We start from the raw sequence: 12793 nt of genomic DNA, 5'->3' as shown, positions 1-12793 counted from the left end.
ACAATCATATATCCCATGAGAAGTGAGCTTTTTGCCTGGTCTAATCCTGGCAAAGCGCCTCCATTGTATCGATCACTTCCTGTTGAAAATCGTCTAGAGAGCCTGAGTCGCTGAGGTCAAGTCCTTCGCCTGCAGCGTTTTGGGTCAGTTCATGGAAGTGAAAAGCACCTTCCCCATTAGCGAGGAACTCGATAGCCGACGATTCACCACTTTCGCGAAAGGCATCGCAAAGAGCAAGGAAGGCGGCGTCTTCTGTGAACTCCCAATCCATTGAGGAGGCATATCTGATTGACCTTTAACGCCTGCCCCCCGTCATCCGTCAACCATCTCGAAGAAAAATGTGCCACTACTTCGGCAGACTCCTATGCTCAAACAGAGGAGCCTTGGCTCTATAAAGTCAGTGATAGCAATTGATCTGCAAGGCAATGCGGTCTTTCTTACTGTGTTTGCCAAGGAATCTTTGGTGAAGCTTGGTCACATCGGATCAAGACGCATTTTTGGCTTTTGTTGCTTTAGCTGCGCTTCCGACCTCCCTGCAACACCTCATAGCCATTAAGCAAGATTGGCCCTGGGAGCCTCTAGGGAGGCTATTCAAGGGGGGTTGCGGCAAATTCCCCATTGAGGCCTACTGACACGCTTGTGAAGGCGTTGGCGGCGCATCGATGACCATTGGCCTCATCGTTGATCACCATGGTTCTGACCATTTGCTGAATGATTGGTTTAAGCACGTCTCAGTAACCGGAAAAATATCTGTAAATAATCAATTTCTATCTGGCTTTTGGATGCAGCATTGGCTTTCAATCAATTTAAGTGCTGTACTAAATACTTCAAAAGGCTTTCAGAAATAAAAAGATTTACTAGGCAAGCACTGCATAGGCAAAGTTTTTCTTTGCAGAGATATTCAATAAAGGCACTGACAATTGCCCAGCTTATGAATTACTCTAAACATTTACCGATATCCACCAGGCATAGGCCTACCATAATGTTAGATACAAAAAATTATTTTTATTTATAAATTATAGATATATGTAATGGTCCCTAATCAAAAGAGGTTGTATTACGGCTATAGTTTATTTGGCTTTAAGGAATACCAGACTAGACGCTCGTGAAAGATTTCAAACATCCGGTCTATTGTAATTATTAAGTGGATCTAACAAAGCATTCGTATAGTCAGATGCTTTTCGAAAAATAGATTCTGATCTTATTATAAAACCATCTCTAAAATAGCTAGATTTTGCTATCATTCGCAAAGGAAAAGAATTGATTTGCAGTTAATTTGAATATCACTACATTATTGGCAGATTTCTCCAATTCTAAGTTTTATGGAATTTTCAATACAATCTATAGGCTGTGTTTAATGTTGGATTTGCAATTCATGGAATCAAACTGTTAAAGGATTGACAGTTGCGCATTCAACTGCAAAAGTGATCTTATTAATTTATTTTTAATGTACCAATCAGGGCAAATTCTAGGATTTTAAATTTTCCGTGAAACATCAAGGTCATAATCTTCTGAATTTTTCAAAAGCCATACTATCTTGTGGTCTCATCGTGGCTGTCATTAATATCATTCTAATCTCAATTCATGGTTTCCATCAAAGAACAGCAAGAAATCAACTTATGAAGCTCTTTCTGGAGGGTATGCAAGCCATAAAAGAAGAAAATCACTTTCAAAAAATTCGAAGAACGATTCTTCGCAAACAACAACCTATTCTGCACTTCTCTCTTCTAAGGATGTTGATTGCTTGTCTTTAGAGTTAAAAGTTGGTCTGATTAGCCAAAAACCACCAATACAAATAAAAATAAAGGATTCAGGGTTTTGTAAACTTCCCTCTGGCAGGCTTATTAACGAGCATACTCTAAATAATATGTTGAAGATAAAGAATTCTCAGATTGCTGATATCAAATGTTTTGCCACCACCAGTATGTGCATCCTAGTCAACAATCAGCCTTATAGATCTAAAGTTTATTTAGTTAACCGGAGCAATGGCTGGATTGCGGTTAACCAACTCTCGCTTGAGGATTATGTCGCTTCTGTTGTTGGTGCTGAAATGCCCAGTCTTTGGAATATGGAGGCTCTTAAAGGTCAGGCGGTTGCTGCACGTTCTTATGCGCTTGCCCATATCGCAAGACCTGCGAACAAGGATTTCCATCTGGGTGACACCACCCGTTGGCAGGCATACCGAGGGATATCAAGCCAAACATCACGCTCTACGCAAGCAACTCAAGCCACCAAGGGAATTGTTCTTCGCTACAAGGGAGGAATTGTTGAAAGCCTTTATGCGTCAACGGTAGACATCACTTTACAAGCTCATGGCCACCTAGGAGCGAGCATGAGCCAGCATGGGGCCCAGAAATTGGCACTGAGTGGTTTGAAGTTCAATGAAATTCTTGCTAGGTATTACACAGGTGCTTCCTTAGCCAAACTACAAAGCCGTGGCAATTGAGCATTACTGGGATCAGGCGCTTGAACGCAGCACTGCAGCACAACTAAATGGTGCACTGGTACCTCTCAGCACCGAGCTCACAAGAATTCGAGCACGAAAAGGAGAACCCTTTGAACTGCGCAAGCTAAAAGGCCACCCGCCATCTCATCTCCTAGCCAGAGGTCCAAAACCTAACCCTTTTTTACCTTGGGACCCAAGCTTGGAGGTTAGTCAAATTGGCATGAGACATCTGCTAATTCTCAATAAATATCCGGTTCAAAAGGGACACATGTTGTTGATCACACGTGAATGGGCCCCTCAGCATGGTTGGCTTAGTTGTGATGACTGGGAGGCACTGCTAAGTGTTGATCAGGACACCAAGGGGCTTTGGTTTTTTAATAGTTCTCCAACGGCTGGAGCTAGTCAACCTCACAGACACTTGCAATTGCTAAGACGATGCGACGCCGATCGCAGTTGTCCTCGACAGGAATGGTTTCAATCATTAGTAAACTCCTCACCCAGGGAAAGCTGTCAACTTACTCAATGCTGTGCTGCAACAGCTAGAGCACAGAATCATGATGCTCAAATTCATTATCAAGCTTATCTAACGCTTGGCGAAAAGATTGGACTTGGTAATCCGGCAGAGAATCAACATCCAAGACAACCATACAATTTGCTGCTCACGAAGGAATGGATGGCACTGATACTTCGAAGCCGAGAGGGAATTGCAGGCTTCAGCATTAATGCACTTGGATTTGCCGGTTACCTTCTAGCCACAGAAACATCTGATCTGGACTGGCTTAATCATCATGGGCCTGAGGCCTTGCTAGAAGGCGTGGTCAAGACGATTCAGTGATTCTACGGTTGTGCTTCAGGGCAATTACATGGATCTCTAGAGGGACAGGCGATCGCTAAACGACCGCTTTTTACTTCCGGTTCAAATGATGAATGACAAACTCAAACGTCGAAATAAGCAGATCGAAGAACATCTGCAACTCGTTAGGCCAATAGCACTCCACTACGCTTTTCGTACTGGACAGGACAAAGAGGACCTCACTCAGGTCGGAATGTTAGGCCTTATCCGAGCCGCACAATTCTTTCAAACCAGTAAGTCAGTACCATTTTCCGCCTTTGCAAAACCGCATATACGTGGTGCCATCCTTCACTACCTCAGGGATAGTGTAGGACCTGTTAAATTACCTAGACGAGTTGAGGAGCGAGCTCAGGCACTTCTCAGAGATTCAACCTTGATCGACAGAGCCAGTTTTTTTGAAAAGCTCAGTGCAGTCGATAGAACAGCCATAGAGAGCTACAAGCAGAAAGGACGCTGGTACCCTCTCGATCATCAATTCATAACAGCTGATAAAGATCAGTGGAGTGAACTGGTCAACAGGGAACGGAAACGAATGCTTATGAATGCTCTAGAGAAGCTCGATTGCCAAGAGTCTGCGGTGGTTGATCACGTAGTACTAAGAGGAGAAAGCCTTCGCAGTACAGCCAGTTACCTGGGGATCAGCTGTATGACCGTACAAAGACGTGTGAAGCGAGCGCTTCGGCTGGCTGGCTGTTGATTGCTCTGAGTTGTCTCCTGACGCTGATTCCCCTCTCAGGAAGCAGGATTTTGATCCCTCTGGATCTGTTGCTCCAAGGTCTCTATAGCTGCTTTCACTGCAGACAGGCGACGCTCTAGACCATCACGCAGGAAAAGAAGCATTTCAAGCTTCCTGTTCTGATAGTGACGGCGACGGTCTGCCGAGTCAACATTTGAGCTGATGCAAAAGGGAGAGAACATGCCGTTCCTACAGTTGGGTGAATCTTCGCGAAATTCTGCCAAGAGTGCGAAATTTCTTTCTTTGCGGTGTTGGCTGGTGTGACTAGGTTTGAATTGACGAGTTGCTCTAGGCGCTCGCTGCTCAACGTAACAAATCCCTCCGGCTTAAAGGTGTCACAGAAGATCTCATTACTAGTCTCATTAAGTCTCTCGACTCTTGCCTGTGAGATTGGTTTCGCAAAACCATCATGGTCATACGTGCCCTTAATGGCTGGACAGTCAGCACGTCCTCTCAATGGAAGCTTTAATAAAGTTCCCGTTCTCCACTCCAACCAGCCGGAAACGGTTGTTGGTTCAGGAATACTTGTTAATACAGCTCCGGGCTCAGCAGTAGTCGTCCGTACAGGGCAACAATTAAGAAATGCACAATTTACCTTTGACGGCAAGTTCGGGATTCACATTCATCATAAGTATTATCCTCGCGACAGACGTAAACTTGGCAACATCAGAAAACGTGGATTGCTTACTGTTGCAGCAATAGCACACAATCCAACAGATTCATCAATTGAACTTAAATTTGATCGAGGTTCAGTTAAAAATAGTTTTGAGGCTCCATATCATTCGAATAAACTTATGGGTGTGAAGCCCCTGGGACCTCGTCCCTGGAATACAGGTCCGGGGGATGCAACAGCTGTACAGATGCTGCGAGGTAAATTGGACAGAAAATTAGCAGATAATATTGTCATTCCACCTCACACTAAAAAAATTGTATTCACAACACAAATACCTGCAAGAGGGATTGCCAACGGACTGCTTAGTGGGACTAGCAACGGACCTTTTCAATTAGCTGTAGTTGCAGCAGAAGGGGCCACATCAGAACAGAATCTGATCGCTATTCTTAATTCAAGGCGATTGGCGCCCGGACGTACTTATCTCAATAGAATCAGTGAAATTGAAACGGGCAAGGTTTTTTCGCGTGTAGCAGGAGTAGCAATTGGTGATCACTATACCGCTAAAATAAATCATGACCTTAAACATGGTGCTCTTCATGTACCTCTTACCAGTACTCGCAAACATCATTTTGGCACAAAAGAGATCCAGGTCAACCGACTGGAAACTCGCATGATTGATTCTGCCGTAAATAATGTAGGCACTTACGGGGTACGTTTTGATATCACCCTTAATCTAAAAGGCTCAGGCACTCATCAATTAGTTTTAAGCCACCCTGCAGCAACAGAAAAAAAGAAACCATTCACGGCATTTCGTGGTTCAATCGGAATCAAGACTGAGAATAAATACAAAGAAGTTCATGTAGGACTACGCTCAGGACAGAGTCTTCCTATATCTGACCTAGAGTTGACAGCAAATAAGGATAATCCTATTACTATTAGTTTAGTCTATCCTGCAGACAATACACCGGGGCATCTGCTAAGTGTTGTTCCAGTTGCACAGTATACTCAGGCTATGCAAAAAGAAGGAAAGGTAAAGAAAGTAAAGCAGCCTGTGACAGCAAGTAATAATTATATTGCCAAACCATTAACTCCAAAGCGTATAGTGAAGACAAAGGTTGTTGAGATGAACAGGAATTCGATGAAACAAAGACATCAAGACAATTACAAATTGAGCACAAACAAAAAGCAACTACTAACGAAGGAATCCATTGGTCACAATTCTCCGGTCAACATGCCACCAATACTCATTTCCAGTCCTAGTACAAATAATACTATGCCATCAGCAATTATCAATCCGCAAAGAGTCAATTCGAGCCTTAGAAAACACTACAACGAAGCCATAAAGGCACAACAGCAATGGTTGCATCAACTGCAAAACTAATAGGCTTCCAACAGTTGATCGGATTCAAGTGAAAGCGTCCGAAGACAATTCGAGGCGACGGATTACCGTTGAACTACCAACTCATCTAATCGCAAGACTTGATGAACTTAAAAGGGAATGGGGGTTAAGAGCTAGAGGGGATCTATTAGTACGTTTACTTGAAGAACTTTTTACCCCTCAAGAGAATGATCAAGATGATCAACAGTGTGGAGAACAAGATCAAATAAATGAGCAAGCCCAATTCGAAAATGATGATAGTGGGTCATTGTCTAGATCATTACCTACCGAATACGATGAGACAAAAGCACTGGTTTTAATAGGGCAGGGTTCGAATGATAGAGGTAGACCTGGCGTAAAGCCAGAGGGAAACAAAGTAGAAAGTAGTTATGAAGTTAAGACAACACATTCAGTTGGGATTGATTTACCAGGCTTTGTGCGTAAACAAACGGATAGTCTTAGAGAAAGTCTTGGCAAAAACAAATCAGGTGAAAATTCGAGGGACTTGCCCTTAGTTACAACAGTTGCTGAGACTGATGTGATTGAAAGTCTTAATGCCGCAAATCGACACTGGATATCACTTTATGGAAATCCCCCAGGGGAGACAGTTGTTGAAGCTGCAATGATCTGGTTAGCAAGGGACATATGGCTTCATGTCGATGGCACTGATGGAAGGCCGTTCACATGGAGTGCAGCAAATCGTCTGATGACAGAACTCTGTTCAAGTTGGCAGGTTAAACCGGCGACCTTTGAGCTTGTGATGGTGGTTGCTGGGATTTTGGAGGATCCGTTTGCCTGCAAAAGCCTTTCAGAGAGAATGCCCACACTAATCCGCAGATTTGTCAATCGCTTTAAACGAAGTCGTCAGGTCACCTCGTTCCAAACACTTGAATCAACAATGACACTTCATGGAGCACTCAAACTACTCAAGCTTCCATCGCATGCTGGTACACCAATGACACTTTCTACCATTCGAGAGGCCTACAAATTTCAGGCGATAACCATCCATCCGGACGCTGGAGGTTCAACAGAGGCAATGAGAAGGCTAAATGAAGCATATCAATTGCTTAAAGAGCTCTACCGAGAGAAACCCAGTCAGTCTTAATAGTCTACTCTGTGACCCAATATTAGTCTAATTGCGAGACCATGTAAATATATAGTAGATAGACTTGGAGAATCTTTTGTGGTTAAGCCAACTTCAAACAACGAATACAAAAAATGGGCTGAAATATCTCTATAGGGAAAAATTCCATCTGCCAATCAGCTGCGGCTAAGCCATGAGCCATCAACTCTCATATATTTATTTAAAGACTTACAGCGAGACTACCAATAAGACTCATGCAAGATCAAGTAGAGAAGGGATGAGTTGTTGCTGTTGTTATCAGTGAAAAAAATAATATTCTCAGATTCAATATTCGCTAATACTCGAACGGTCCGACGAGTTTATTGGAAAAACCCGGTTTACTTGTGCTCAAGGTGAACTTGTTTATCGGTCCATGCAGCGTCCAATACAGTACTACCCTTCACAAAAGCTTGCTATCAGAGGCTTTGTAAGCCTGCGTAACTGCATTTTACACAGGTACTCAGGATTTCTTGTATTGCACTCCCGCCCATGGGGGTATGTGTGGTGGGGCGGAGGGGGGAAGGAAGCCAACCATGCAACGGTCGCGCAATAGCGGGGGCGGGGGGCACGACACTATGCCTCTTTCTGATCATATAGGTCTTGAAATGAGACTAGGAAAGAGTCGCATAATATACGCGTAAGACACTACGAATGGATCATCTCTCCTTTTGTGGACTTATTATAAGACTATACGCGAGTCTTATCTAAGACTTTAGAGTCGAAGGTGATAGTGTAAATTGTTAGATATATTCAACGCGTCATCAGGCTTGCTTGCCCTATTGAATAGGATGCCAGGCCCGATCCACAATGTTTTGCCCCAATTATCCAGCAAGTGGCGATATGCTCAAAAAGCAAAATCTCAATTGAAATCGTGAATAGTGCTTATGAAATCCACTATTTCAATGCCATAGTCCTGTCTAAACAAAACTCTTCGTTGTGAAGTGTCAGTTTTTTGCAATTGATTATCAAAAATAAGACTTGAGGATCTTCTCCTGAATATTCCACCTTCGTTTCGGTTGAATTTATTAATTGGTGTTCAGACACATAATCATGGCGCTCACTCTAAGCAATCTATAATGAATTTACATCCGAGCACTTGAAAGGCTCCTGGATCTGACTAAGATTATATTTACCAAACCCAGTACCACATATTTGGATACTTATGATTTATTTACAGACAGTATTGACTTTATTGCTATGCCTAATAAATAGGAAGACTTGCTATGACTAGCTCTACAGACTCAAGTTTGACATTAATACCTTCCCCAGGTGATAAGGTTGAGATCACATGCTTAGATTTAGATCGTCATGGTAATGGTCTGGCACGATGGAACAATTGGGTTGTGATAGTCAATGACCTTCTACCTGGTGAACGTGCACAAATAGAGTTTGTAAGGCGCCATCGAAACCAGTTTTTAGCCCGCAAGGTTCAAACAATTGAGACAGTTTCAAGTCGCAGACCGCCCCCATGCAAAATCGCTAAGGAATGTGGAGGTTGCTCCATACAGCATCTTAGTGATCATGGACAAACTTTATTAAAGCAAGGTCATCTGCGGGAAATACTTCTACGTTTAGGTCAACTAGATCATATGATGGAACCAATCATGACTGATTATAATAGAGCTCTCGGGTATCGAAATAGAGCATTAATTCCTCTATATCGTAATAGTGAAGGACAGTTACATATGGGTTATTACCGACGCGGCAGTCACCAAATTATTGATCTCAATCGATGTCCGGTTTTGGATCGAGGAATCGATCAATATCTGGCCTCGATCAAGGATGATCTTCAACAGCAGAATTGGCCTGCAGATTCTGACCTATCTTCTGGCGAAGGACTCCGGCATCTAGGCATTCGTATTGGCCAAAAAACAAGACAAGTTCTGATCACACTGGTAAGTAGTACCACTCAACTCTCTGGCCTCCATCAACAAGCCAAGGAATGGTACAGTCGGTGGCCGGAAGTAAGAGGAATAACTTTAAATATTCAACGACAGAGGAACAATCTTGTTCTTGGTCAAGAAACTATATTGCTTGCTGGTGATCTTGAAATTGAGGAGCTTTTTTACAATCTCTCCTTATTGATTTCAACCACAACATTTTTTCAAGTAAACACTTTTCAGGCAGAACGGATTGTCTCAAAATTGATTGAATGGCTATCCACTGCTTCGCTCGACATCAATATAATTGACGCATATTGTGGAATTGGCACAATTTCTCTCCCCATTGCTGCAACTGGATATCATGTAATAGGTCTTGAACTTCATGCAGAATCTATTGCTCAAGCAAATAAAAATGCCCTACGGAATAGTCTTGATAATGTTTCGTTTTTATGCGGTGATGTTGCCTTATTATTGGCCAAGAAACTTCAACATAATGATGTGTTAGTGCTAGATCCACCGCGTAAAGGTTTAGATCAAATGGTGATTAAAACAATCCTTTCAATTCAACCTGAAAGAGTGGCATATCTTAGTTGTGATCCTGCCACATTAGCTCGTGACCTCAAGCAATTGATCGTACCAAATGGACCCTATCAGATTGATGAATTACAACCCATTGATTTCTTTCCACAAACAATGCATATCGAATGTCTGGCACTGTTAATTCGTATTAGCTCCTAAGCTCTGCAGAAAACTGCTTTACAAGTGCTTGACGTACCTTCTCGTGAATCGGGTTGACCTTGTCTTCACTAAGAGTCCTGTCTTTACTCCGATAGCGCAACCTGAACGCTTGACTGCAAGAGTAAGGATCAAGCTGTCCACCCTCAAAACGATCAATCAGCTCTACATGCTCTAGAAGCGGTTTACCAGCTTTTCTGATCGCCTGGATCAAATCTGAACACCTACATTCCTTTGAAACGATCACAGCTAAATCAAGTTCCATTGCTGGAACTGTCGGGAATGGTCGGAAGGTAGGGTTCCATCGATTAGATCGTGTCGCAGCTTGGATGATGCACTGCAAGTCTAAAGCGAATAGATAGGTTGCTTCAGGTAGATCAAGACTTTCCGATAGTGCTGGATGAAGCTGCCCAAAATCCCCGAGCAGTTTGCCTTCGACATATAACTCTGCAGACCGCCCAGGATGAAGTGAAGGATTGTCCTTGAGTGGACGGTCGTTAATGTCCAACTTCAACCCTTGAAAGACTTGGGAAAGCTGACCACGTGCCTGGTGATATGTCATTGACTTGATCTTGCCGCTTGTACTCCATCGTTCAAACCTTCGCTCTGCACAGATCACGCCACCAAGAACAGCGCGTTGGTTGATGAGCTCGTCAGTGACTGTATAGACATTGCCTATTTCATATAACCAACAACCAGGCTGCGATGACTGGAGGTTGCGTTGGCAAATTCGTAGATGCTCCTCCCAAAGATTGGTACGCAGGTGGCTGGTCTCAGCCAATAAAGGGTTGCTAATTGCAATTCGTTGTGGTTCATCACTATCAGCACCCACTAACGACAAGGTCGTGACTTCCTGCAATCCTGCTCCGCACAACATCTGCCTCAATAGGCGTACAGCTGTTTGAGCAGTCGTTAGCCCACCAGGTTCAAGCGGAACTGGCAGGTTGGCCTCAAAACGATCAAAGCCAACAAGGCGAGATACTTCTTCGATCAAATCAACCTCTCGCGAGAGATCTCTACGTCGTGATGGTGGAACTATGACCAACCACCCTTCGTTATAAGGAGACAACTCACATCCGAGAGCGAGCAGCGAAGTCTCGATAATGTCGTCTTCTAGGTACCTGTTGTCATTCTCATCAGCTATTGGTCCGAGTAAGCGATGGATAGCTTCGCGGCGAAGTTTTACAGGCTCAGCTGATTTTGGGGCCTCACCATATACCCAACATCCATTTGATTTAATACCTAAATGTTCCTCCATTAGTGTCACAGCTCGACGGGCTGATGCCAAAGTCATTTCAACAGGCAAGCCTTTCTCAAAGCGACTGCTTGCATCGGTCCTTAAGCCAATAGCTCGGCACGTAGTTCTCACGGCCGTTGGGGTAAACATTGCGGATTCCAGCCATACTCGCCTTGTCTTGGCAGACACACCGCTTTCAGCACTACCCATAACACCCGCAAGCGCTATTGGAATGTCATGGCAGGTGACGATCTGGCAATTTTCGTTAAGTTCAAGTTGATGTCCATCTAGGCCATTAAAAAGTTCATTATTTCTTGCTTGTCGAAGGCCAAAAGATTCTGCGGAAACTGTTAGACCTGTGATCATTTCAAGAGCATCAATATCAAAAGCATGCAATGGCTGACCTTGCTCCAACATCACCAGATTTGTAATATCGACGACACCATTCACTGATTTGCATCCTGAACGCTCCAAGCGTTGCTTTAACCAGGCTGGAGAAGTTAATTCACCATCCACATTCTCTAAGGCGGTTAAGCCATAAAGACCACCCTTAAGCATGGACGCAGAGCTGGTGGAATCAGGCTCAAAAGACTTATGGATTGGGGCCATATCAAGTTGCGGAAGCTGCAGGCTTGCGCCTGTTAAAGCAGCAACTTCCCTTGCGATACCAACCATCGACATTCCATCGGGGCGATTGGCTGTGATTGCCAAATCAAGCACTGTGTCATCGAGTCCGAGCAGAGGGCCTACAGGCTGGCCGAGGTCTGGAACGTTTTCAGCGATCTCTTCAAGGATGGCTATTCCATCACCATTTGATTCCAGCCCTAATTCCGCTAGTGAGCAGATCATTCCTTGACTTGGAACCCCCCGAAGCTCACTGGCCTTGATCTTGATTCCGACAGCAGGCAGGGTTGCTCCAACCATGGCAACAGGTACGTGTATACCAAGCCGAACATTTGGAGCCCCACAGACGATCTGAAGACCTTCGCCCGACCCGACATCCACCTGACAGACACTGAGTTTATCGGCATTGGGGTGGGGTTGATGGTCTTTAACCAACCCAACGACCACGCCTTGTGCACGACTAGCTAAATCATCAATAGCCTCAACCTCAAATCCAGCCATCGATAGGCCTTCGGCGAGGATCTCGACGCTCTCATTCAGCTGTACTAGATCCTGCAGCCAGGAGAGAGGAACCCGCATGGATCAGCTAGATGCAGCCAAAGATCTTACGAAGCAAGTGAACGACGGCGTCAAGTCATGTGAGGCTGCCCTGTAGGATCTTAGTTCTTCACTACGCTTCGCATCTGCGGCGCAACGTCCTTTATGGCCAAAAACAAGGGCGTCCGGATCGTGATCACTCTTGAGTGCAACGAATGCCGGTCCAATCCCGCCATCGACAAGCGGTCTCACGGGGTGTCCCGATACACCACTGAAAAGAACCGTCGAAACACCACCGAACGGCTGGAAATCAAGAAATTCTGCCGTTACTGCAACAAGTCAACAACTCACAAGGAGATCAAATGACTTTGCAGTTTCGAAAAGCATCCCAGCGTTCTTAAATCATGTCCAGTTCCTTTTTTAAAAAGCGTCTTTCGCCAATTAAGCCAGGCGATCCCATCGACTACAAGGATGTTGATCTTCTCAAGAAGTTCATTACTGACCGTGGCAAGATCCTGCCTAGACGCCTTACAGGTCTAACTTCCAAGCAACAACGTGACCTCACTAATGCTGTAAAACGTGCACGTATTATTGCACTTTTACCATTTGTTAATCCAGAAGGCTGATT

General features: G+C 44.2%; 11 protein-coding genes. 8 read left to right on the top strand and 3 right to left on the bottom strand.

From position 1 onward, the window contains the following. Positions 1-40: 40 nt before the first annotated feature. The gene (locus SIB79_RS05485) at positions 41-271 is read right to left on the bottom strand and encodes a hypothetical protein (protein WP_011130108.1); all 231 of its coding nucleotides are present in this window, start codon (positions 269-271) and stop codon (positions 41-43) included. 1473 nt (positions 272-1744) lie between these two features. Here SIB79_RS05485 and SIB79_RS05480 point away from each other — a divergent pair. From SIB79_RS05480 to SIB79_RS05470, 3 genes are all read left to right on the top strand, one after another. Further along, entirely contained in the window at positions 1745-2446 is a 702-nt protein-coding gene (locus tag SIB79_RS05480; RefSeq protein WP_236072664.1) for a SpoIID/LytB domain-containing protein, read from the top strand. Next, positions 2436-3281 carry an ATP adenylyltransferase gene (locus tag SIB79_RS05475; protein WP_063403986.1) on the top strand — a complete coding sequence of 282 codons (846 nt, stop codon included), beginning with the start codon at positions 2436-2438 and terminating at the stop codon, positions 3279-3281. The genes SIB79_RS05480 and SIB79_RS05475 overlap by 11 nt, the downstream gene beginning before the upstream one ends. A gap of 85 nt (positions 3282-3366) precedes the next feature. Next, positions 3367-3996, top strand: coding sequence for a sigma-70 family RNA polymerase sigma factor (locus tag SIB79_RS05470; RefSeq protein WP_081215675.1), 630 nt, complete (start codon positions 3367-3369; stop codon positions 3994-3996). A gap of 35 nt (positions 3997-4031) precedes the next feature. On the opposite strand, the gene SIB79_RS05465 is transcribed toward SIB79_RS05470, so the two are convergent. Continuing rightward, the gene (locus SIB79_RS05465) at positions 4032-4217 is read right to left on the bottom strand and encodes a hypothetical protein (RefSeq protein ID WP_063403987.1); all 186 of its coding nucleotides are present in this window, start codon (positions 4215-4217) and stop codon (positions 4032-4034) included. Positions 4218-4463: 246 nt separating this feature from the next. On the opposite strand from SIB79_RS05465, the gene SIB79_RS05460 reads away from it, so the two are divergent. From SIB79_RS05460 to rlmD, 3 genes are all read left to right on the top strand, one after another. Continuing rightward, a complete protein-coding gene (locus SIB79_RS05460) occupies positions 4464-6029 on the top strand; it encodes a DUF3370 domain-containing protein (RefSeq protein ID WP_236072665.1) in 1566 nt (521 codons plus the stop codon). A gap of 28 nt (positions 6030-6057) precedes the next feature. Then, positions 6058-7131, top strand: a complete 1074-nt coding sequence (locus SIB79_RS05455) for a hypothetical protein (protein WP_063403989.1) — start codon at positions 6058-6060, stop codon at positions 7129-7131. A 1241-nt stretch (positions 7132-8372) separates the two neighbouring features. After that, a complete protein-coding gene (gene rlmD / locus SIB79_RS05450; RefSeq protein ID WP_063403990.1) occupies positions 8373-9770 on the top strand; it encodes a 23S rRNA (uracil(1939)-C(5))-methyltransferase RlmD in 1398 nt (465 codons plus the stop codon). On the opposite strand, the gene pheT is transcribed toward rlmD, so the two are convergent. Beyond that, on the bottom strand, positions 9760-12207 hold the full coding sequence (gene pheT, locus SIB79_RS05445; RefSeq protein ID WP_063403991.1) for a phenylalanine--tRNA ligase subunit beta: 2448 nt from the start codon (positions 12205-12207) through the stop codon (positions 9760-9762). The genes rlmD and pheT overlap by 11 nt on opposite strands. Before the next feature lie 123 nt (positions 12208-12330). On the opposite strand from pheT, the gene rpmG reads away from it, so the two are divergent. After that, a complete protein-coding gene (gene rpmG, locus SIB79_RS05440; RefSeq protein WP_011826119.1) occupies positions 12331-12531 on the top strand; it encodes a 50S ribosomal protein L33 in 201 nt (66 codons plus the stop codon). A gap of 38 nt (positions 12532-12569) precedes the next feature. Continuing rightward, positions 12570-12791: a 30S ribosomal protein S18 gene (rpsR, locus tag SIB79_RS05435; protein ID WP_011130118.1), complete on the top strand. Its 222-nt coding sequence runs from the start codon at positions 12570-12572 to the stop codon at positions 12789-12791. Positions 12792-12793 lie beyond the last annotated feature (2 nt).

Source organism: Prochlorococcus sp. MIT 1342, from assembly GCF_047304495.1.
In the GTDB taxonomy this organism is placed as follows: Bacteria; Cyanobacteriota; Cyanobacteriia; order PCC-6307; family Cyanobiaceae; genus Prochlorococcus; species Prochlorococcus marinus_D.
The sequence above is the reverse complement of the archived record's forward strand: the minus strand, read 5'-3'. Positions and strand labels throughout refer to the sequence as shown.